This is a genomic window from Microvirga yunnanensis, assembly GCF_025460875.1.
This window is the reverse complement of record NZ_JAMXFI010000022.1, coordinates 68,134-90,450: the sequence shown is the minus strand read 5'-3', so window position 1 is coordinate 90,450 and position 22,317 is coordinate 68,134. Positions and strand designations below refer to the sequence as shown.

18 protein-coding genes and 3 pseudogenes are annotated in these 22,317 nt (G+C 60.4%); 10 read left to right on the top strand and 11 right to left on the bottom strand.

Annotated features, from left to right (window positions below):
- The 4 genes from NF876_RS13580 to NF876_RS13565 all read left to right on the top strand — a co-directional run.
- Positions 1–535: MlrC C-terminal domain-containing protein (locus NF876_RS13580; protein WP_262269324.1), on the top strand; the 535-nt coding region annotated here is incomplete at its 5' end.
- Entirely contained in the window at positions 532–1,311 is a 780-nt protein-coding gene (locus NF876_RS13575; RefSeq protein WP_262269323.1) for a FadR/GntR family transcriptional regulator, read from the top strand. The genes NF876_RS13580 and NF876_RS13575, both read left to right, overlap by 4 nt.
- 85 nt (positions 1,312–1,396) lie before the next feature.
- On the top strand, positions 1,397–1,843 hold the full coding sequence (locus NF876_RS13570) for an Lrp/AsnC family transcriptional regulator (RefSeq protein WP_262269322.1): 447 nt from the start codon (positions 1,397–1,399) through the stop codon (positions 1,841–1,843).
- Between the two features lie 340 nt (positions 1,844–2,183).
- The gene (locus tag NF876_RS13565) at positions 2,184–3,464 is read left to right on the top strand and encodes a D-amino acid dehydrogenase (RefSeq protein ID WP_262269321.1); all 1,281 of its coding nucleotides are present in this window, start codon (positions 2,184–2,186) and stop codon (positions 3,462–3,464) included.
- 46 nt (positions 3,465–3,510) lie between these two features.
- Here NF876_RS13565 and NF876_RS13560 read toward each other — a convergent pair whose 3' ends face one another.
- Positions 3,511–4,059 carry a cupin domain-containing protein gene (locus NF876_RS13560; RefSeq protein WP_262269329.1) on the bottom strand — a complete coding sequence of 183 codons (549 nt, stop codon included), beginning with the start codon at positions 4,057–4,059 and terminating at the stop codon, positions 3,511–3,513.
- Between the two features lie 153 nt (positions 4,060–4,212).
- Here NF876_RS13560 and aptA point away from each other — a divergent pair, with 153 nt between their 5' ends.
- Complete coding sequence (gene aptA, locus NF876_RS13555) at positions 4,213–5,550, top strand: omega-aminotransferase AptA (protein ID WP_262269320.1); 1,338 nt, start codon at positions 4,213–4,215, stop codon at positions 5,548–5,550.
- A 926-nt stretch (positions 5,551–6,476) separates the two neighbouring features.
- Here the strand turns inward: aptA and NF876_RS13550 are convergent.
- The 6 genes and pseudogenes from NF876_RS13550 to NF876_RS13525 all read right to left on the bottom strand — a co-directional run bounded on the left by NF876_RS13550 (position 6,477) and on the right by NF876_RS13525 (position 12,971).
- Complete coding sequence (locus NF876_RS13550) at positions 6,477–8,321, bottom strand: PAS domain-containing HWE histidine kinase family protein (RefSeq protein WP_262269319.1); 1,845 nt, start codon at positions 8,319–8,321, stop codon at positions 6,477–6,479.
- Entirely contained in the window at positions 8,311–8,583 is a 273-nt protein-coding gene (locus NF876_RS13545) for a ribbon-helix-helix domain-containing protein (protein WP_262269318.1), read from the bottom strand. Before NF876_RS13545 ends, NF876_RS13550 begins: the two co-directional genes overlap by 11 nt.
- 206 nt (positions 8,584–8,789) lie before the next feature.
- A complete protein-coding gene (locus NF876_RS13540; protein ID WP_262269317.1) occupies positions 8,790–9,590 on the bottom strand; it encodes a Crp/Fnr family transcriptional regulator in 801 nt (266 codons plus the stop codon).
- Between the two features lie 681 nt (positions 9,591–10,271).
- Positions 10,272–10,607, bottom strand: coding sequence for a hypothetical protein (locus tag NF876_RS13535; RefSeq protein WP_262269316.1), 336 nt, complete (start codon positions 10,605–10,607; stop codon positions 10,272–10,274).
- A gap of 39 nt (positions 10,608–10,646) precedes the next feature.
- A complete protein-coding gene (locus NF876_RS13530; protein WP_262269315.1) occupies positions 10,647–11,165 on the bottom strand; it encodes a universal stress protein in 519 nt (172 codons plus the stop codon).
- 222 nt (positions 11,166–11,387) lie between these two features.
- Positions 11,388–12,971 (bottom strand): annotated as a pseudogene (locus tag NF876_RS13525) (FAD-dependent oxidoreductase).
- A 169-nt stretch (positions 12,972–13,140) separates the two neighbouring features.
- Between NF876_RS13525 and folE the strand changes: the two are divergent.
- A pseudogene (gene folE, locus NF876_RS13520) lies at positions 13,141–13,748 on the top strand (GTP cyclohydrolase I FolE).
- A 115-nt stretch (positions 13,749–13,863) separates the two neighbouring features.
- Here folE and NF876_RS13515 read toward each other — a convergent pair.
- On the bottom strand, positions 13,864–16,590 hold the full coding sequence (locus tag NF876_RS13515) for a UPF0182 family membrane protein (RefSeq protein WP_262269314.1): 2,727 nt from the start codon (positions 16,588–16,590) through the stop codon (positions 13,864–13,866).
- 579 nt (positions 16,591–17,169) lie between these two features.
- Between NF876_RS13515 and NF876_RS13510 the strand changes: the two genes are divergently transcribed.
- Together NF876_RS13510 and NF876_RS13505 are read left to right on the top strand one after the other, a co-directional pair.
- Positions 17,170–17,898 (top strand): vWA domain-containing protein, encoded by a 729-nt coding sequence (locus tag NF876_RS13510; RefSeq protein ID WP_262269313.1) that lies wholly within the window; start codon positions 17,170–17,172, stop codon positions 17,896–17,898.
- Positions 17,895–18,602, top strand: a complete 708-nt coding sequence (locus tag NF876_RS13505; RefSeq protein ID WP_262269312.1) for a DnaJ domain-containing protein — start codon at positions 17,895–17,897, stop codon at positions 18,600–18,602. Before NF876_RS13510 ends, NF876_RS13505 begins: the two co-directional genes overlap by 4 nt.
- A gap of 287 nt (positions 18,603–18,889) precedes the next feature.
- Here NF876_RS13505 and NF876_RS13500 read toward each other — a convergent pair.
- Positions 18,890–19,589 (bottom strand): annotated as a pseudogene (locus NF876_RS13500) (IS6 family transposase).
- A gap of 146 nt (positions 19,590–19,735) precedes the next feature.
- Between NF876_RS13500 and NF876_RS13495 the strand changes: the two are divergent.
- The gene (locus NF876_RS13495) at positions 19,736–19,879 is read left to right on the top strand and encodes a hypothetical protein (protein WP_262269311.1); all 144 of its coding nucleotides are present in this window, start codon (positions 19,736–19,738) and stop codon (positions 19,877–19,879) included.
- A 257-nt stretch (positions 19,880–20,136) separates the two neighbouring features.
- Here the strand turns inward: NF876_RS13495 and NF876_RS13490 are convergent, their stop codons facing one another.
- Positions 20,137–20,352 carry an HPF/RaiA family ribosome-associated protein gene (locus NF876_RS13490; protein ID WP_262269310.1) on the bottom strand — a complete coding sequence of 72 codons (216 nt, stop codon included), beginning with the start codon at positions 20,350–20,352 and terminating at the stop codon, positions 20,137–20,139.
- Positions 20,353–20,373: 21 nt separating this feature from the next.
- A complete protein-coding gene (locus tag NF876_RS13485) occupies positions 20,374–20,529 on the bottom strand; it encodes a hypothetical protein (RefSeq protein WP_262269309.1) in 156 nt (51 codons plus the stop codon).
- Between the two features lie 326 nt (positions 20,530–20,855).
- Here NF876_RS13485 and NF876_RS13480 point away from each other — a divergent pair, with 326 nt between their 5' ends.
- Complete coding sequence (locus NF876_RS13480) at positions 20,856–21,935, top strand: IS110 family RNA-guided transposase (RefSeq protein ID WP_262269308.1); 1,080 nt, start codon at positions 20,856–20,858, stop codon at positions 21,933–21,935.
- Positions 21,936–22,317: the final 382 nt, after the last annotated feature.

Here is a 22,317-nt window from a genome sequence, read left to right as displayed (position 1 = left end):
AGGGCTCGACGACATTATCGTGGGTCCGATCTGCGATCCGGAAGCCGTGGCGGCCATGATGGCGGCGGGCGTCGGCGCGCGGATCGAGATCGGAATCGGCAACCGCGTGGCCATGCCCCGCATCGGCATCTCCAAAGATCCGCTGCGGCTTGAAGGCGTGGTGCGCGTCCTGGGCGACGGGGAATACACGATCAGTGGGCCGACCTATACGGGCATGCGCTGCTTCATGGGGCGGGCCGCCGTGCTGGATACCGGCCGGGCACGGGTGCTCGTCACCGAGCTGCCTCACGAGCCGTGGGACCTTGCGGTGTTCACGAGCGTCGGTCTCGATCCCTGTGCGTGCCGGTACCTGATCCTGAAATCCCGCATGTATTGCCGCCCCGTGTTCGAGCCCATCGCGAGGGCGGTTGTCGAATGTGCGAGCCGTGGGGTGACCAGCTCGGACTATGAGTTATTCCGTTTCGAAAAGCTTGCCCGTCCGATATATCCTCTCCAGGACGATATCCTGTGGAGACCTGAGGCGGTTCGGCTATGACCAACGACAAGGTAGGCGTTCCGGCCCCCGGGCGCGGAAGGATGCAGCGCACGAAGCTCTCGGACCAGATTGCCGAGGACCTGCGGCGCTGGATCGCGCGGGAGGGCCTGAAGCCGGGCGACCGGCTGCCTAACGAGAAGACGCTGATGCAGCATTACGGCTGCGCGAAGGGTACTCTTCGCGAGGCTCTGAAGGCCCTTGAGGTGCAGGGGCTCGTGAAGATGCAGACCGGCCCGAACGGCGGCGCCGAGATCCAGCCCGTGTCCATAGACGCGGCGATGCAGCAGCTGCGCAGCTACCTTCATTTCCAGGTACTGGATTTCGAGCAGATCTACGTGCTCCGGCGCAGCCTCGAAGTGTCTCTGGCGGAGAGCGTCGTCGGCCGCCTGACGGAGGATCGGCTTCAGCGGCTGGAGACCAATATCGAGCAATGCGTCGAAGCCCGCGACAGCGGCGACCGGGTCGCGGGCCGTCGGCTCGAGATCGAGTTCCACGACATTCTCTGCGAGAGCTGCGATAATCCTCTGCTCGCCTTCATCTGTCGCTTCCTCAACGGGCTCCTGCGCGATCTCGTCGAATTCCGCAGCGACCGTTACGACGAGCACGAGGCTTTCGGCCAGCACAACGTGACAAGCCACCGCGATCTCGTGGCGGCCTTCCGCGCCAAGGATCGCCGCGCCGTCAGCCGGATCATGCGCGAGCACATGTGCTGCGCGGAAACCTTCATGCAGCGCCTCGATGCATCCTTCCGCTCCGATCGTTTGAGCACGGCTTAAGAGCAAGCGCTTTGCACCGGCGTTTGAGCTGTGCGATGACGCTGCTGCATTGCAGTCGTTCGACGCTACCGACTTTTGAGCCGCCATGGACGGGATAGACCAGCGCATCATCAACATCCTCCGGGCCGACGGGCGCATCACGAACGCCGATCTGGCCGAGAAGGTCGGGCTGTCTCCCTCCGCGTGCCTGCGTCGAGTGCGGCTTCTCGAGGAGAGCGGGACGATCCGCGGATATTCGGCCCTCATCAACGACCGGGCTGCGGCACCCGAGACGGTCGTGATCGTCCAGATCACCTTGGAGCGGCAGACGGACGAGTATCTCAGGCGGTTCGAGAAGGCTGCCTGCCAATGTCCCGACATCCGGGAGTGCTATCTGATGACTGGAACGTCGGACTACCTTCTCCGCGTGACCGTCCCCGACGCGGCGAGCTATGAGCGCATTCACGCGGACGTTCTGTCCTGCCTGCCCGGCGTCGCCCGCATTCAATCGAGCTTCGCGATCCGGGCTGTGATCAAACCGCCGGATCTTTAGCGATCGTTCGCGTGTCCCCCTCGGCTTTCCCTTGCGGAATTTTACAGGGGCCGCCGTCGGCGGCAGAAAGTTCGATTCGGTCGAACTTTGTGAAGCCTTAGCAAGGCAAATACGCGAAGTCTGCGACGCTTCGGCAGGATATTCGCGACGATTTACGTCACCTTAAGTCATCCTTTGAGGTGACCCCGTGCCACTTGTCCGTTCGACGTTCTCTTTCGTCGCTCGTTCACTCCCGCAGCCGACGGCTGCCGGCCGTTTCGGCGCGGTCGGCTCCGAGCTGATCGCCGGCTTGGGCACCCGCTTCCGCTATCAATCCACTCCTTCTCGAGGTTCAGGAACCATGCGCGTCCTCGTTCTCGGCAGCGGCGTCGTCGGCGTCACATCCGCCTATTATCTCGCCAAGCAGGGTCATGAGGTGACGGTGGTGGATCGCCAGCCTGCCGCCGGCATGGAGACGAGCTTTGCCAACGCAGGACAGGTCTCGCCCGGCTATTCCGCGCCCTGGGCCGCACCGGGGATACCGATCAAGGCCATGAAGTGGCTGATGATGAAGCACCGGCCGCTGGTGCTCTGGCCCCGCACCGAGCTGCGCCTCTGGGGCTGGCTTGCCCATATGCTGGCCAACTGCACCGAGGAAGCCTACCGGCGCAACAAGAGCCGGATGGTTGCTCTCGCCGAGTACAGCCGGGATTGCCTGCGCGAGCTGCGTCAGGAGACGGGCGTCACCTACGACCACCGGGAGAAGGGGCTGCTCCAGCTCTTCCGCACGCAAAAGCAGCTCGACGGGATCGGCGAGGACACGGCTGTTCTGGACGCCTATGGCGTTCCCTACGAGATCCTGGATCCCGCAGGATGCGTCGTGGTCGAACCGGCCCTCGGGCTCGTCAGGGACAGGGTTGCCGGGGGCCTGCGTCTCCTCGGCGACGAGACCGGGGACGCCCACCTGTTCACGCAGCGTCTCGCCGCGATCGCCGAGCGGTTGGGCGTCAAGTTCCGGTATGGCACAGCCGTCCAGAAGCTGCTCACCGAAGGCGACCGGATCTCCGGCGTTCAGGTGATCGGCGGCGAGGTGCTCACGGCGGATACCTATGTGGCGGCCATGGGCAGCTACACGCCCCAACTGGTGAGGCCCTTAGGGATCCACCTGCCGGTCTATCCGGTGAAGGGCTACTCCTTGACGATGCCCGTAGTAGACCCGGACGCAGCACCCGTCTCGACGGTAATGGACGAGACCTACAAGGTCGGGATTACTCGCCTCGGAGACAGGATCCGGGTCGGCGGCACGGCGGAGCTGGCCGGATTCAGCCAGCGCCTGCGGGCGCCCCGGCGGGCGACCCTGGAGCACTCGGTCACCGACCTGTTCCCGCAAGGTGGCGATGTCAGGCAAGCGAGCTTCTGGACGGGCCTAAGGCCGATGACGCCGGACGGAACGCCCGTGGTGGGCCCGACCCGGTACGGAAACCTTTACACGAATACCGGTCATGGCACGCTGGGGTGGACCATGGCCTGCGGCTCAGGCCGTGTGCTCGCAGACCTGATCTCCGACCGGGCGCCGGACGTCTCCCACAAGGATCTCGCCATCGATCGATACCGGGACGAGTGGCGATTCCAGGCGGCATGAACAGGTGCCCTCTGGCTCCCCGGGTCCGTCGGTCTGACTATACCGGTTAGAACGTTGGCGGCGTGCAGGCGCTCACGACTTCGCAAGGCACCGGGCCGACGCATCGAAAGCGGTGCGGCCTCCAGCTTTCGAAATAATAGGCATCGCCCGGCCCAAGAATCCGCCGCTCGTCGTCGACGGTGACTTCCAGTCGTCCGCTCAGGATGATCCCCCCTTCTTCGCCTTGATGCGTCAGAGGAACCTTGCCCGTATCGGCGCCGGGTTCATACCGTTCCTTGAGGATTTGGAGCGCCCGGCCGAACAGGTGGTTTCCGACCTGACGGAAGGAGATCTTTCCCTTCCCGATTTCGACCAGCTCATCGGAGCGGTAAAAGGCCTGCTTCGGCTTCTCAGGCTCCAAAGCGAAGAACTCCGCCAGCCCGATCGGGATGCCGTCTAGGATGCGTTTGAGCGCACCGACGGAAGGGTTGGTCTGGTTGGCTTCAATCAACGAGATCGTCGAATTGGTAATGCCCGCGCGCCTGGCGAGCTCGCGCTGGGACAGGTTATGCAGCCCCCGAACATAGCGCAGCCGACCGCCTAGATCGAATTCCATCTCATCACCGCAAGCCGTGTGTTTAGGTTGTTCGAAATAAGACAAACATACGACTTTGCGGCTAATGATATCAATAGCTTAATGGAACAAAGAAAAGGACTTGTTGATGTTTCGCCCTCATGGCCATGATCCGCTATCGAAAGGATCTCGGTCATGAATGCCCCACAGAGACACAACAGCTTCCGGCTCGACAGCTACTGGATGCCCTTTACGGCAAACCGCCAGTTCAAAGCCTCGCCCCGTCTGCTCGCGAAGGCGGAAGGAATGTATTACACGAGCGACGACAATCGTCAGATCCTCGATGGCACGGCAGGCTTGTGGTGCGTGAACGCCGGTCACGGCCGTCGCGAGATCGCTGATGCGGTAGGGCGGCAGCTTTCCACATTGGATTTCGCGCCCTCGTTCCAAATGGGACATCCGATTGCCTTCGAGTTCGCTGAGCGTCTTGCCGAGATCGCGCCGGGCGGGCCGAGTGCCGGTCTCGACCGGGTGTTCTTTACCGGATCAGGGTCGGAGTCCGTCGATACCGCTCTGAAGATCGCCATTGCTTATCAGCGCGCCATCGGCCAGGGAACGAGAACCCGTCTGATCGGGCGCGAGCGCGGCTACCACGGCGTCGGCTTCGGCGGCATTTCGGTCGGCGGCATCGTCAACAACCGCCGCGTATTCCCCCAGATTCCGGGTGCTGATCATCTGCGGCACACCCATGATCCGGCTCGCAATGTCTTCGTGAAAGGGCAGCCTGAGCATGGCGCCGAACTCGCCGATGACCTCGAGCGCCTCGTCGCCCTCCATGGGGCCGAGACGATCGCTGCCGTGATCGTCGAGCCGGTGGCAGGTTCAACCGGCGTTCTCATTCCGCCGAAGGGGTATCTCGAGCGCCTGAGGGCGATCTGCGACCGCCACGGCATCCTGCTGATCTTCGATGAAGTCATCACGGGCTTCGGGCGTCTTGGCGCTCCGTTCGCCGTCGACTATTTTGGCGTCATCCCAGACCTTGTCACAACGGCCAAGGGCCTGACCAACGGGGCCATTCCCATGGGTGCCGTGTTCGCCAGCCGGAAAGTTCATGACGCGCTGATGCAGGGGCCCGAAGCCCAGATCGAGCTGTTTCACGGTTATACCTATTCAGGCCACCCGGCAGCCTGCGCTGCAGGAATGGCGACGCTCTCCATCTACCGCGAGGAGAGCTTGCTCATCCGGGCATCCGAGATCGAGAGCTACTGGCACGATGCCATCCACGGCCTGAAGGGGCTGCCGCATGTCGTGGACATCCGGACCATCGGTCTCATCGCCGGGATCGAGCTGGAAAGCCGCGCTGGAGTTCCGGGAGGCAGGGCATACGATGCCTTCGTCGACTGCTTCGAGAAAGGCCTGTTGATCCGCGTTACCGGCGACATCATTGCCCTGTCGCCTCCGCTGATCATCGAGACCTCTCAGATTGACGCCATCATCGAGACTTTGTCCGATGCCTTGAAGCGAGTCGCCTGATCCCGTCGCTGGTTGGTGGGGCATGTGCATGGCCGCATTTCGAACCGAAGCCGTGTCAGAACCGTGACACGGGATTGGTATTTCCTAAGCTCTTTGGGCGGAGGTGTGGGCCTGACAAGCGAACGCCCGCCAAAGGCGGGCGTGTCTGAAATCTGGAACCGGGTTGTGTCGCAAATTCGGGGAAGGGACGGAAGGAGGGCAGACGCTCGGCATCGCGCTTAGGCCGCGAGCCTCTCGAACTGCTCGGACAGTGACGGCTGCCGATTGTGGGCATACTTCGCCTGTCCTTTGCGGATCATGTTGTAAACCAGCATCGGGTACGGACCTCTGAGCCGACTGCCGGTACGCACCTGATGTTGCTAGCGAATTCATAGCGTCAGCGGGTCATCATCGGCGCCGACGATGACCCGCTGGATTCTCATTTTGCGTCGCTGAACCGAAGCGTTGCGCCTCCCTTGCGAGGGGGCAACACTCCGGTGCCGTTTCACACCATTAGGGCTCTTGCGCCGAGTATCTCCACAGTACGGCAGTGAACTTGGAGGAGCATGGCATCCGCGACCGCAATCTTTGGCACTTGCACGCCTTGGTCGACGAGCGGATCCAAGCTGATGCTTCCCCTCTTGGACGGAACGCGGCATCACCAGCTCCCTAAAGGCATAATCGGGAATCGGATCGGCGTTCAGTCGCGCACCGGATCGGCCTCGACGCCCCTGCCGTTCGACTGGCGCTGACTGGTTTGTCTCCCACGCTGGTCCTGCTCCGGCAGCTGAGGGAGGCCGTGTTGACAGCTATGCCGTCGAGTTTGCGATGCCCAACGAAGCCGTTCATTCCAAAATGCGTTGGTTCTCGTCAGATCGAAAGCCGTGCAAGGAGCCGCCTAATTGCGCCGGGGCGGGACCATACGCAGTGGTGTTCGACCCCCCTTATCAGGCGACTTCACCCACGCCCGCTCCCCTCGCGTCGGCTAGAGCAGCACTCACGTCGCACACGACTCCAGCGGGATCGTAGCTGATGTGGACCTCACCCGCGAGTTCCATCGCCAGGCTACGCTCAATCAGGCGCGAGCCAAAGCCCTGCCGGGTCGGCGGCGAGACCGGCGGCCCGCCGCGCTCCTGCCAACGGAAGGTGAGGTGCGCTGGATCGCCGGGCCTGACCGACCATGTGATCGCGACCCGGCCCGTGGGAACCGAGAGCGCGCCGTACTTGGCGGCGTTGGTTGCCAACTCATGCAGCGCCAAGGTCAGTGCCAAGGCTATCCTCGGCGGCAAATGCACGTCCGGCCCTTCGATCTCGAAACGCTCGCGGTGGTAGGGCGCAAGCACCTCAGCAACGACCTCCGACAGTTCGGCACTGCCCCAGTTCGCGCGGGTGAGCAGGTCGTGGGCCTTGGACAAGGCGAACAGGCGCGCATCGAAGGTTTCTCGCGCTGTGCTGTCCCCTTGGCTGCTGCGGAAGGTATGCCGTGCGATGGCCTGCACCGTCGCGAGAATGTTCTTCACCCGATGGTTGAGTTCGTGCATCAGAACCCGTTGCAGGTCCTCGGCCCGCCTGCGCTCGGTGATATCACGGGCGATCCTCGATGCGCCAATGACCTTGCCCTGCGCATTCCTGACCGGCGATACCGTCAGCGATATCTCGACCTGACTGCCATCCTTGCGTTGGCGAATAGTCTCAAAGGGATGGACGTGCTCGCCCCGGCTGATCCGTGCGAGAATGCCCTGCCCCTCGTCCTGCCGGTCCTCGGGGACGAGGATCGCAAAGGGCCTCCCCATCACCTCCTCCGCTTGGTAGCCGTAGAGCCGTTCTGCCCCCTGATTCCAGCTTGTGATGACGCCGTTGAGGTCTGTGCTAATGATGGCATCGTCCGATGACTCTACAATAGCCGCGAGCCGCTGCTCGATCTCCTCGGCGCGCTTGCGTCCGGTGATGTCGATCGTGATCGCAACGGCCTGCTCCACCCGGCCGGCCGCATCGCGAATGGGAGCAACGGAAGCGTTGGCCCAGACGAACGAACCGTCCTTCCGCACGAAACGCTTCTCGATTCCGAAGTTGGTGCTCGTCTCGATCATGCGTTGGAACAGCGGAAGATTTTCCAGCAGGTCGTCGGGATGGGTGATGTCCTGCATTCGCATCCCGAGCAACTCATCCTCGGTGTAGCCGACCATCTCGCAGAATGGCCGGTTCGCCAGAACATAGCGCCCGGTCATATCAATCTGGCTGATCCCGCCTGCGGTCTGCGTGACCAGAGCCCGCAATCGCTCCTCGGCTTCTGCCTGAGCCCGCTCTGCCAGCACTCGGTCGGTGGTCTCGAGGACAACGGCAAACATGCCTGCGGGCTGGCCACTCTCGTCGACCACGGGGCTGTAATCGAGATTCATCCAGACCTGCTCAGGAACGCCCCTGCGGTAGATGGTCAATGCCTTATCGCGGTAGGTGAGTGTGCCGCCTCCCAAGATCACCTTCATCACATTGTCGGTGAAGTCCGCCACCTCGGGCCAGCCCTCGCGCACCTTGGAGCCAAACAGGCGAGGATGGCGACCTCCCGCGAAGATGGAATACGCGTCGTTGTAGATCATGATGCCGTCCGGTCCCCACAGCAGGACGATGGGGATCGGCGAGCGTAGGAGAATGCTGACCGTGGTTTTCAGGTTTTGCGGCCAAGTGGAGATCGGACCTAGCGAGGTACGAGACCAGTCATAGGTCCGCATGAGTCTGCCGGTCTCGCTGTCGTAAAGAAAAACCGCCTCGGATACAGAGCTTCTAGTGTCCATGGCAGCCGTCCGTAGGCTCCGCATCCGAACGGCGCTTCGCGCGGCGATCCTGCGCGACCAGCAGGCGCAAGGCGGCACGGGTCACTTCGCTGGCGCTGCCGTAGTCGGCGGATTGAACTTTAGCAGAGACGAAGGCGGCGAGTTCCAGCGTGAGCGACGCGTTCAGGCTCAATTTCGCGGGCATAGAGGCCTCCGAAATGGGGGCAATGATTGCCACCTCATAGGGCTCCCAGTAAGCCTGATAATCAAGCTGAAAATGCAATCCTCCCCAATGCTCCAATCAGCCTCAGCAACCATTTCTGCGGCTGGCAGAGTGCAAGGGGTGTTTGCCTGCGTGGTAGATGACTTGATGATGGAGCCTCGCACAGACACGGCCTGGAAGAATTGGGCCGGGGACCAGAAGCCCGGCACCATTCCACCGCCATCCTGCGCCTTTACATTCAGAGTGGCGAACTGTTTGGCGCGACCTCAACGTCGAGGGCGGACTAGAGAGGTCTCCAGCCGCACCGACTTCGAGGGGTCGGCCAGCCCTCCCAGATCAGGACGGGCATAGGTGCCGGGGAGAACCTTCTCGACGCGGAGGCGGATTTTGCGGTAGCACTCACAGGTGGCTTGTTCGAGGCCCACGCGGTCGGTCACGACGATGCCGCCTCGGCGTTGCTCAATCAGGCCGGTGGTTTGAAGGGTGCGCAGGACGGTGCTGACCGTGGAGCGTTGGACCCCGAGCATCTCGGCCAGTGTTTCATGAGTCAGGGGCAGGGTGCCCTGATCCATCCGGTCATGGGTGTTGAGAAGCCAGCGGCAGCACCGGGCCTCGACCGAATGAAGACTATTGCAGGCCACGGTATGAAACGCCTGGGCGAGCAGTGCCTCGTTGTAAGCCGCCACCATCCGGCGCAGCCGGGATCGTAACACCAGAACCTTGTGCATCTGCTCGACCGGAATCCGTGAGGCGGATCCCGAAACCAGCACGACATAGCGCCCGAGAGATTCACCGCTGATAAGGGCACTCAGGAGGCCAATCAGCCCCTCCCGCCCAAACAGCGCGACTTCGGCCACACGCCCGTCGTCCATGACATCGACAAGGGATACGATGGCATCATCATGCGGGAAGTACGTGTAGCGGATAGGATCGCCGGTCTCGTATAGCACAGTGCCGCGCTGCAGGATGAGGACTTCAAGGTGTGGCTCAAGAAGAGCGAAATCATCGGCAGCAAGCGCGGCGAGGAACCGGTTAGCCCTATGCTCCTGGGACAGGATCTTTGCCAAAATGAGACTGCGTCGCTCCTAGGGGTTTACAAGACTAACGCGGAGGAACAAGCATATGCTTTTCACAAACGGGTGAAGCCTGCGGGCGCATGAGAGTTATGTAGCGCCATCAACCTTGCAAGAATAACGCTAACTTGCAAGAGGCGGGCATTGAGAACCCGCATTCTTGTAGATGTACGCTCCTCCGCACTCCGCGGCCACCGAGATCCTGCCGGAGTCGTGACATCCCTGATAGTCAAATCGACGATCAACGGACCACACCTAAAATTTGTTCGACAGCCTCTGACTGGGAGATGATGCCTTGCTCGTATCGACGTAGAATATCTCTGATCTGTGCTCGTTTGGAGCGGGAGCCGCCAATCCGGCTGTCGATCTCAGCCACAGCCATAGGTGTTGCCGACATCTGGCTAGGCCTTTGAAAGTAATTCAGAGCTTTCTCCAACAATCTCACATCAAACCTCGCAGCCGACACTAAGGGGACTTTCGATGCCTTCGCTACATACTGACCATGGTCCTACCGCCATTCGTCCTCAGGTGAAGACTAAGGGTTCACTCTAAGCTTAACAGATCATAAGACAAGCCACATGGGTCCTGAATAAACCTTGCGCCGAAAAGGCCGTTCATTCCAGCCCCCGCCGGTCTGGCATGCGCGTCTTAACTCAGTAGCTCGAGCTGGGGCAGTCAATGGCCGCCTAAAGTCCCGGCAAGATCTCCAGCCACAATCGAGGCATAGCAGATGAAGTAATTCGTGAGGGCGACGGCATAGAAGTTGGCAGCCTGCGCATACGTCCGGCTCCGCTCAGCCTTGAGCCCACGCTCCAAGGCTATTGCCCCGAGGAGGCTGAAGGCAAGGACAGCCGCCTGAAAGCTGAGTCTGAGGTCATAGCCGGTTGCGGCACTCATGATCATGCATGCGACGAGAACGAGCACGGCTCGCGCCAAGCCTTCGAGAGCAACCCGGCATAAGGTCTCTCTGAGCGTGATTGTCGGTTCCACACGTTCGTGAGCGGGTGTCATGCCAACTCCATTATGCGCCAGCCGTTCCGCCGCATGCGGTCAGCGCACCACAAGAACCGAACACTTGGAGTGGCGGACGATAGTCGCTGCATTCGACCCCAGTAGATAAGACGCCATGCTCGGCCTGTGTGAGCCGATAAGGATCAGATCGGCTCCAATCCTCTCAGCCCTGCTTAGAACCTCGTCGCACACAGATCCAGCATGGACTGAGATCGAAACGGATTCATCTGGTAAATCAATGGTGGCGGCGAGCGACGCAAGTTCCTGCTCTGCCTCCCTCTGGACCTCATCTGCAAGTGCAAGTGGAAGATCAGACCCCATCGCGGAGAGTGGCAAAGTCGGGAGAACGTAGATCAGATGGACGGTACCGTCTGATGCATGTGCCAAGGCAGTGGCAAGCTCAATGGCCAACTCTGCCATTCCCGGGTGGGTCAGGTCGACTGGAACAAGCACTGTTCTAAACAGGCCCCCGTAGGCAGGGGAAAAAACTGGGTTGGCGCCGAGCGCTCTCGAAGCCTCATTATATCCGGAGGATTTTCCAATCTGATTCAGACCCATACTCGGCTCCTCCTGAAAAGCCACTCTGCTAGGGCGTCGATAGATCTTTCTCTTCCCCCGTTCTTCTCCAGAAAGAGAGGCGAATGCGGTATGACAACAGTGTGAACTTCGCTTTGTCTAAACTCAAACGAATTTAATTTAGCGGTGCTAGCAAGATCATTGCAGTGTCCGTCGCCATGGCCCCACATTCATTAACGCCGATTGATCAGCTACAATTCTCTGTCACTGTCCTACAGGCGAGGCATGCGCTCGCACGGCGCCGGTGCTACAATGTCGGGGCTCGCAACTCATTTTCATGGCAGCTTCATATCGAAGTGCCTCGACATCCCGCCCGATCGAAGCAACCGCGTTCACTTCTCCGTTACGAAGATAACGGACGAGACAATCTTGGCCCACGATGCTGCCATCCACTTCGATTGCATCCCAAGCGCTGGCATGACCAACGTATTGGATTGAAACATCGTAGTGGCGGCTCCAGAAGAAGGGTGGCGCCGAGAACGGCTCGTTGAAACCAAGCATATTGCGAGCCGCGGTCTGACCCTGACGCTGAGCAACCACCCAATGCTCAACTCGGATACTTTCGCCGGTACGCGTGTCCGGCCACCGCGCAATACCACCAGCGGCGAAGATGCCCGGCACACTTGTCTCGAGGCGCTCGTTGACCAGAATGCCGTGGTCGACCCTGATGCCCGCCGCCTCTGCCAGTTCGGTACGCGGCCGCACGCCGATGCCGGCTACGACGAAATCGGCGTGGAGCTTTGCGCCACCCTCGAGCATAACCTGCGTTCCCTCGATGAGGGCCGCTCGGCTCTGCAGGTGAAAGTGCACGCCGTGCTGCTCGTGGAGCTCGCGGATGAAGTTGCCGAGCTCAGGCCTGAGGATCCGTTTCATGGGTCGGACATCCGGGACGATGTGAACCTCGATACCCCGCGCGCGTAACGCGGCGGCAACCTCAAGGCCAGTAAAGCCAACCCCAAGCACGACGGCGCTCCTGGCATCCTACGCGCATCGGATCAGGGCTTGGCTGTCGGCGAGCGACCGCAGCGTCAAGACGTTCGGCTGGTCTGCGCCGGGGATAGAGGGCCGCACAGGCTCCGCGCCCGTGGCAAGGAGGAGGCGATCGAAGGGAAAACGCTGGCCGTTTGCTGTGATGACAGTGCGAGCACCAGGGTCAATGCGCTCAACGGCTGTTCCAAGCCGGACATCGATGCGGTTCTCAGCATAGAACTCAGGCTCTCGCAGCGGGATCCACTCCTCCGGGGCATGGCCGGCAAGGTAATCCTTGGAGAGATTGGGTCTGTCGCAGGGTAGGGCCTCATCCGCGCTGAGCATCGTCAATTTGCCCGGAAAGCCGCGGCGGCGCAACATATCCGCGGCCGCAAACGCGGCAGCTCCACCCCCGACGATGACAATCTGACTCCGTGGATCGGCGACCGATGGATGGAGAGTGGACTCATGCGCTGCGTCAGCTTTCCCGGTGACAAAAATCCGGCCACCCCTGTGTTCCACCTTCCACCGGTCGAGCGGTGCAAAGGCAGGCGCTCCGAGCGCCTCGCCCGCGCGCAGATTGAAGCAGGCGTGGTGCCACGGGCAGCGTACCGTTTCACCAACCATGATGCCGTCGGCGAGCGGCGCTCCATAGTGAGTGCACTTGCCACTCACGGCCAACTCAGCGTCTCCCCGCCGTGCAAGAAGCACTGTCTCCTCGCCAACATGGCCTTCGAGACACGCCCCATCGGCAAGACTTGAGGAGCGGATTCCCTCGGTCAGGTCCGGACCTACGGAGTCCTTCACGTGCGATGCCATCGCTGATCCTCCCATCCGCTGCATGACCTGTCTCCTGGGACAGCGCATGACGGTTGGATGCGAGCGAATCCGAAAGGTTCCCGACCGGTCAGGCCGACGTGCGAATAACGGGAACCATTTGCGATGACTCCCATCCAACAGGCTGACAGTCGAACCCGGAGAAGGCAAGATGCATGCGACCCTCGAAAAACTACAGGACAGGAACGAGGCCTGCGATCGTCCGAGCCGGAAGGCAGCCGAGGAGGCGGTCCGGACCTTGATCCGGTGGGTTGGAGAGGATCCAGGGCGGGAAGGTCTCGTCGACACACCTGCCCGGGTGGTCCGAGCCTATGCGGAGTGGTTTGACGGCTACGAGCAGGACCCCGCCGCGTTGCTCCGCCGCACCTTTGAGGAGGTCGGCGGCTACGACGGTATCGTGGTCCTGCGCGACATCCCCTTCGAGTCCTGCTGCGAGCACCATATGGCGGCCATCCAAGGCATTGTGCACGTTGGCTATACCCCCAGAATCGGGTGGTCGGCATCTCGAAGATTGCGCGTCTTGTCGAAGCTTTCGCGCGACGGCACTGGGTGCAGGAAAGACTGACGGCTCAGATCGCCGATACCATTGCTGAAGTCCTCAACCCTCATGGAGTCGGGGTTGTTGTCAAGGCGACGCACGCCTGCTCGTCGACCTGCGGAGTCCGCAAGCATGGCGTTTCAATAGTTACGAACCGGATGCTCGGCGCGTTTCGCGACGATCCCGCCGTTCGACAGGAGTTTCTGACAGCGATTACGTGACAGGCACCTATCTCATGGATGTTAGCACGCTGCTGCAGTGTGTGACGGGTGGATTCCTCCCTTGAGCCCCTTGTCGATCGTTAGGTCACCGCGACCCTACCCCGCCAAAGTGGCGCTAGCGGTCACCCTCACCTTGAGCCAGTTGCCCCAGGACAGACCCAAGCCGGTCCAGTTCCATACCGAAGCCAGCCCAATCCCCGCTCTTAAGCTGTTCCAGAGCTCGATTGTAGTGGCGGAAGGCTTCAGCCGCAGCGCGAGGATCGCGGCTCGTCGAGGGGATTTCTACTGCCGTTTCCATGACGTGGGAGTTCATGGCGGTCCCCTTGAAGAGAACAGCAAGGGCTTCTGGAAGCGTTTCTTCCATGACGACTTGGTCGCCATAGACTGCGATCACACGCTTCAGTTCCGGGATCTGCCCGGTTTTTGCGCGGAGGTAGAGTGGCGACACATACAGGATCGAGTCTTCGATTGGAATCACATGCAAGTTTCCTCGAATGACCCGCGAACCCTGCTGATTCCATAGGGCGAGCTGCTGCGAAATCGCTGTGTTCTGGTTGATGCGAGCCTCGATCTGAAACGGGCCGTAGACGAGCTTCTCCTTGGGGAACTCGTAAGCGATGAGTTCTCCATAATGGGGTGGATCGCATCGGGCGGCAAGCCACGCAATCATATTGTCCCGCTGGCTTGGCACCATGGGAACCATCAGGATGAACTCCGCCTGTGGCTCCCCGGGCAAGCGCATGATCATGTAGTATGGCGCCATACTGATCGTGTCGCCGTCCGCAATCTGGCGCGGGAAGTCCCAGAGATCCTCGCGGTTATAGAAAACCTCCGGGCTGTCCATATGATAGGTGCGGTATATCTGTGCTTGACTGAAGAACAGGTCCTCCGGGTAGCGGAGATGGTTTCGCAAGCCCTCCGGCATAGCCTCCAGCGGCTTGAATATGTCCGGGAATATACGACGGTACGTCGCAGCGACAGGGTCGGACGGGATCGCCAGATAGAAATCGACCGTTCCGTTGTAAGCATCGATCGTAACTTTGACCGCATTCCGGATGTAGTTCAAGCCGGCGCGGGGCAGTGGTTGAGCATAGGGGAAATAATCGCTTGTCGTGTACGCATCTTGGATCCAGACAAGCCGGCCTTCGTTGATTACCAAGTAAGGGTTGTGATCCAGACGGAGGAATGGAGCGATGCTCCTCACGCGCTCCTGGATATTCCGGCGGAACATGACGCGGCTGTCGACAGTCAGGTAGTCACTCAGCATCAGGTTTGGATCATTGAAGTACCAGGCGAAGAGTGCCCGACGTCCACTCCCGCCAATGGGAACACCACCCGCGCCGTCATATGTGTAATAGACATTGTCCTTACCCTTCGGGTAGTCGAACTCGGGGGTGCTTCCTTTGACGATAACGTAGGTATCGGTGAGCTCACCGTAGTAAATCCGAGGCTCGTGGATCGGGGGCCCCTCCGACGCGACGGGTGGAATATCCTGAACATAGAGGACCGGTAGCCCTTCGGTGGTCTTTTGAGCCGCGGCGCTCATGACGACGCCGTTCCCGTGTGTAAAGAGGACATGGCGGTTGACCCATGTCTGAGCGTTTGGCGGCAAAAGTGCGGCGTCGAGCTCGCGAGCGGAGAGCGTCACCTGCTGATATGCTCCGCCAAGCCAGTAACGGTCCTCATCAGCGCCGTGGAACTTGAAGTAGGTTCGGATCTCCTGCAGCTGGCGATAGGTTTCCATCAGGGGCTGCCAGTCCCATAATCGAATATTATCGATGGTTGCCTGGTTGGCTTGGAGCGCTTGGAAGGTGAGATGCTGTTCGGCGGGGAATGGCTTGGATCTGATCTGATGCAGACCATAGGCGTGCTGCGTCAGGGTGATGTTTCGCTGAATATATGGTTTTTCCAGCGCCAGCTCGTTCGGCTTCACGATTATGTAGCGGAAGACTACCGGGAGCACGTCTGCCAGCAGGAAGGAGCTCCCTAGCACCAGCGCCACTGCGGCAACCGGGAGCGTGTAAGCGCGGACCCAGAGGTTCGACCAGGACAAGCAAGCTCCAATCACGGCAAGGATCATCAACAGCCAGAGGATTGGCAGCTCAACCTGGATGTCCGCGTAGCTCGCTCCCACCACCACGCCATTGTCGCGGTAAAGCAGCAGATATCGATCGAGATAGAAGGACCACGCCTCTATGGCAAAGAGGACGCCCAGTAAGACTGAGCCGTGAGCGTTGGCTTTCGGGGATACGGACCATGGGTGGCTGTCAAACTTGATCTCACCCTGGGCCCAATACACTCCTCCTGCAAGGAGAGCGCTCAGGATGACTGTCAGCAGCATCCAGTTCTTGAGAGCAATATAAGCCGGCAGAGAGAAGAGAAAAAAGCTGATGTCCTTGCCATACTCTGGATCGCTCTGGCCATATGGTACCTGATAGAGACAGCGCAAAAGCACGTCCCAGTTGCCCATTTCCATAAGGGCCAGCAAGCCTCCAAAAAGACCGGCGCCTCCCACGATGAGGAGCGAGGGATACCGACCCCTGAGACTCGACACCCCTGGCACCTTCTGGCTGCCCACGGTCCTCCACTCGACCTGTGTGGATTGGATAATGTCTCGCGACAGTGCGATACGAGCGGCCACGGTCCCGTTCAGCCAGAGGAAGGCAGTGGTTGCTGCAAAGACAATGAAAAAGAGCAGGAGCTTGCTGACGAGAATCGTCCCGAAGACATCAACGTAGCCCAGGGCTGAGAACCAAGCCCAGTCGACCAGGACATCACCAACCAAGCTTAGTACAGCGATGGAAGCAACGATCACCGTGCCAATCACCAGAGGGCCTCTCATTGGTCCATCCACCTTCCTCCGGTGCTTCCTGGCTTACTGGCAGCTATTCCCACTAGCACTTGATGACCGGCCCATGTGCACATCGGTCCGGAACGACGCCTTGACGTAGGCTCTGCCCTTCATCTCTCCTTGGACAATGGGCGCACCCCAGATCCACCGCGCTAATGTCGCAACGAACGATCGCACCATGGCGGCGCGCCTGACAGCGGACGAGGTTTGCGCTCGCTCCTTGCTCTCTCCGCGAGGCCAGTCATAAGTTGAGGACGCTGGGCGAGATCCACCAGCCGCACCAGCAACTGAACGGAGAGACACTCGTGGTTTCTTTCTGATCTCGGAAGACAAGATTGACGCAAGTAGACGAGGGGAACAAACGAATTTTTTTGCTAGATAGCGGCAGGTTTCTTGCACTGAAGGAAGGCGTGAGGCTGTTGCGGCCACTCGAATACCAAGGTCGGCCTCATCGTCATGAAGAAGACAATTCTCCGAGAGAAGAGCTACACCCTCAACCAAAACGATCCGTACCGCGTTAACCTTTCAGGCGTCTTGTATGGTCCTACAATTATAGCCTGAGGGAAGACGATGAAAGAGACGAGGGACCGCAACGGATCTTTGCCTGTCGCTGGCACTCACAGCTCTGGGATCGACAGGTTTCTGAACGAGGCAAAGAGACTTGGACCTGGGGTCGGCGGCACACCCCGAGCACGCCTCGTCTTTGCCCTCGATGCTACCATGAGTCGGCAGCCGACCTGGGATCTCGCCTGCCGGGTTCAGGGCGAAATGTTCGCCGCGGCGAGCCATTCCGGCGGCTTGTCGGTCCAGCTCGTGTACTTCCGAGGCTTCAACGAATGTCGCTCCTCCCGCTGGGTTGCCGATCCACGCGCCTTGATGGATCTCATGACGAAGATCGATTGCCGCGGTGGCCAGACCCAGATCGGACGCGTCCTGCGCCATGTCCGAAGCGAGGCCAGCCATTCGCCGCTGAAAGTGCTCGTCTATGTTGGAGACGCGATGGAGGAGCCGATCGACGATCTCTGCGCCGTTGCCGGCGAACTTGGTCTTCTTGGAACCAAGGCATTCATGTTCCACGAGGGGCACGATCCCGAAGCGGCACTGGCTTTTAAGGAAATCGCCCGTCTGACCGGCGGAGCCTATTCCAGATTCGACAGCAAGGCGCCGCAGGCCCTCGCCGAACTTCTGCGTGCCGCCGCCGCCTATGCAACGAGCGGCGTCGAAGGCCTCACCAGACTTGCGCCTAGCAGCGAACAGGCACGCGGTCTTCTCACCGCGATGACCGGAATGAAGCCATGACGCTGCTCTATGGCATCGCAGCTGTCACTATCTTTTGGTGGTTCGTCACCAACGTTTCGCAAGCCAACACAGCTGCTCTCGCAAAAGTGCTTAAAGTGACCGGAGGCATCCTGGCGCTCGGCATCGCTGCGCTCCTCGGCCTGCGTGGCCGGATCGACATCGCGTTTCTCCTAGGGGGTCTTGGCCTGTGGCTCCTCGGCTGGAGCAATTTCAGGATTCCGGGATGTGGCGGAACATCGCGAAGAACCCCGGGCAGCATCTCGCGGGTCCGCTCCGCTCTGATCGAGATGGAGCTCGATCACGACACGGGCGGGATGGATGGCACCGCGCTGGCTGGCGCCTTTGCGGGACAGCGCCTGGCCTCTCTCGATGAGACCAGCCTGCTGCATCTCCTGTCGGAGTGTCGCGCCAGCGATCCAGATGGCAGCCGTCTGCTGGAGGCCTATCTCGACAGACGATTTCCTCTCTGGCGCGATGATATTCGCAAAGAGCAGGCGCGGACTGGAGAGCCAACGCGTTCAGGAGCCATGACGGAGGGAGAAGCCTACCAGATCCTGGGACTTCGGCCTGGCGCGAGCCCCGATGCGATCAGGCAGGCGCATCGATCCTTGATGAAAAAGCTTCATCCAGACCAGGGAGGATCCACCTATCTCGCCGCTCGGGTGAACCAGGCTAAAGAGTACCTTCTGGATCAGCACTGCTGACGTTTTCCAGGCACGTGTCGCACAGTCAGAATCTGTGTTGTTCGAAAGGGCATAAGGTACGCCCGGCCACTTAGGAAACTTCAAGGGGGCCCGGAACGGACGACTTGTGCCTTTGCTGGGCCAAACTAGCGGCCGTCGCTATCGGAGAATGTCAATTAACGCGATTGCCCTGACCATTCAGAAGAGAAGAACACAGCCCGCGTTAAGACATCATCGGGGTCACATAACATGGCTCTATCACAAATGCGAAGCAGGGATGAGAAAGAAACATTTACTGCGTGATAATCTTATGCGGCGAGCAGATCGAACTGCTCAGCGCGTGACAGCTGCTGATGGCAGGCAAACTCCGCCTGGTGCTTGCGCATCATGTGCTCCATCTCAATCCCACCGAGGATCACACGGGCAGTGGCCATCGACTTGAAGCCCAGTATTGCCCGTGCTCGCCTCTTGATGGCGTGGTGATCCTGTTCGATGCAATTATTCAGGCAGGAACTTTGCCGGATCCGGACCGGGTTCAACTCGCGCCTCGACCGGTCCTGAAGCTGATCTGCAGCGTCACACAACATGATCGCTTCTCGGTTGGTCTGGCTGCCGTCGATCACGATCCGCTCGGCTCGAGCCATGCCGCTCAAGTGCTTTACGAAGAAACCCCTTGGCCGCAGTGAGGTTTCGCCGAGCACTGAACTAGAATTCGACAGTGTCGCCATTGCTGTCGATGGCTCGATAGAGAAATTTCCATTGGCCTCGGACTTTGATGTAAGTCTCGTCGACTTGCCGCTTGGCAGTGGCGGCTCACTTGCGTGAGTTGAAGCGGTTCGGAAGTTCAGGCGAATAGCGCACGATCCATCTGTGAATGGCCGCGTGATCGACCCTGATGCCGGCCTCCGTCATCATCTCCTCAAGGTTCAGCAGGCTCAGATTGTAAGCCAGGTACCACCGGACAGAGAGCAGGATGATTGTACGATCGCAATGTCTTCCCTTCAACATCCGTGTCTCCGCTGCTGTGATCATCGCCACCGTAGCTGAAACTCTGTAACACTTATTTGCAGGGGAACCACATTGCGAGCTCCCCTGGATGCGACTTCCGAGGACCTTCACGCGTTATCGGGCTGCCCCGTCTCAGGAGACATCGCATGGAACAGGACAGCGGCACGACCAGGGTCGCAATGGTCACCATCTTCATGGGGCTGGTTTTCGTCTTGGCGGCGCTTCTGTTCGTGATGATCGTCTACGGATATGGGCCAACGACCGGGCCCGGCGGGTTCCCACCCAGGTAGGTTGAAACGGCGGCCTGCTGCGCCAGGAGCGGCGTCGGCGTGGCCGAGTGTTCACCCATGACCAAAAAGCTCATGATCTCTGTCACGATGAAGGGCACCGCCATGGAGGTCGTATAATAGAACGAGCCCCGGCCACCGAATGGCCGGGGCTCATTCATTCATGCCCTGTTGTGAGGACCCTGGCGGTTTGGAGCACAGTTGCTAACGGAGAGACCGTCCTATCGATCTATCTAAGCGCTGCCACCTCTCGTTTGAGACTATCCTACTCTGCCTGCGCCGGCCCTAGTCCCATACATCCACTTGCGCAAAAGGGCGCCCTTGTCCGGTCCAATTGGCTTATCGTCCCGCAAGGCGCGCTTCAGACGCCGGAGCTGCTTGGCCGCCTTCCCCAAGGCCGCGTCAAATGCCTTGTAGCAATCAGGGGCAACCGCCTCGCCCGTCACGATGCTGAGGGCTCCCATCTGCATGTTCACCGTGCACCTGTAGGAGGCCCCTTAGCGGCTAAAGTACACAGCCGCGCCGCTAAGCTGGCCGAAGTACTTGCCTGCCACCCGTTGAACGCCGGTCCGGACATAGGCAGGAAGGGCCTCGCCCAGCTCCACCGTCGAGCTCTGGACGGTGACAGGGGTGTTTGTTCTGTCGAGTTTCATCGGCTCCTCCATAGGGTCAAAGGGTCACCGGTCGGGGACAGTAAGTATGACCTGACCAGTGTTCCTGGGCGGCCTGACCCTCACAGCGATAGACCGTTTAGAGTGGCTGGTGCCGCAAGGTGTCCCGGCGTGGCCTGACCCACACTCTGATCGACCAGATCCGTGTCTTTCCCCGGACCTGTCGGCCGCCCGGGAGCCTTGCGGTGAGGTTCGCCTCACCGATGCATGTGACCCAAGAAGGGCCTGACTTCCTGTCGCGTTACTGTCCTGTCCAGGCACCCGGTCTCGGTAAACCGTCGGTCCAAGGTCTGCCTAGGAGAGCCGGTATGGAAGTTCAGGAGGTTGCACCGCGTCTCGTCGTTGGTGGCGTCGACACGCATAAAGATCTTCATGTCGCCGCTGTTGTCAACGAACACGACCGTGTTCTCGGGACCCAGTGCTTTGCAACAACACGCCAAGGCTATCGGCAGATTCTCGCCTGGATGCGGTCCTTCGGACAGCTCCGGTGCATCGGCGTTGAGGCCACAGGCACCTATGGCGCCGGGCTGCTGCGCTCCATGCAGAACGCCGGTGTCGAGGTTCTCGAGGTGACGACCCCGGACAAACAGGACCGGCGCAAGCGTGGAAAGAACGATGATCTCGATGCTCAGAACGCCGCGCATGCGGCCTTTGCCGGCAAGCGCACCGTCACGCCCAAAACCCGTGACGGGATGATCGAGTCCCTCCGGGTCCTCAAAGCCTGCCGAAAGACAGCGGTCGCTGCCCGCCGTGTCGCGCTGCAGATGATCCACAACACGATCATCTGCGCACCCGATGATCTTCGGGACATCTTGCGCAAGATGACCCGCATGCAACTCGTCAGGACCTTGGCGGCCTGGCGGCCGGATCTGACAGACTATCGCAACGTCATCTCCGCCTACAGGATCAGTCTCAAGTCGTTGGGTCGCCGATACCTTGAACTGCACGATGAGATTGCTGACCTGGATGCTATGATCGGTGCCATCGTCGATGAACTCGCCCCCAACCTCGTGGCCCGGAACTCGATTGGTCACGCAGGGGCGGCCCAGCTGCTCCTCACAGCCGGCGACAATCCGAAGCGCTTACACTCTGAGGCCGGCTTTGCCGCGCTTTGCGGCGTCAGCCCGGTTCCGGCCTCGTCCGGCAAGACGACGCGCCATCGCCTCAATCGAGGGGGCGACCGAGCCGCCAACAGTGCCCTGCACATCATTGCTATCGGCAGGCTCCGGACCGACCCGCGAACCAAGGCCTACATGGCCAAGCGCATGGCTGAGGGCCATTCCAAGCTCGAGGTGATCCGGTGTCTCAAGCGCTACATCGCTCGCGAAGTGTTCACCTTAATCGGCCAGCGCCAAATGGAGATCAACCAGGCTCGCATCACCGCCTGACAAACAGAAGGGCGTCAGGGGCAGTCAGAGGCTCAGGCCTCCGCGAAGCCCGTGACGCACAATCGCTTGGCGGATCACGGCTGAAGAGCGGGCCGTGCCGCGGCGAAGCTGTAGGAAGGCCGTGCTGTCAACAGCACATCACCGACACCGGGTCACTCGCAGGAAAGGTCTCCTCCAGCGCGAGGTCGAGCCTCCTGTCGAGATCCGCCAGGTTGTCAGTGGGCGTGTCCATCACCTCGTCATGCATCGGCCTTCTCTCAACCAGCCTGGTGCTCAGGGCGGGACTGCTATGAGTTGTCCGAGTTTCAGTACGTTTCATCGTCTTCTCCATTGGTTGTGCCCATGCAGGGCAAGCATTGTGCGCGACCACGAGGCAGGGGCT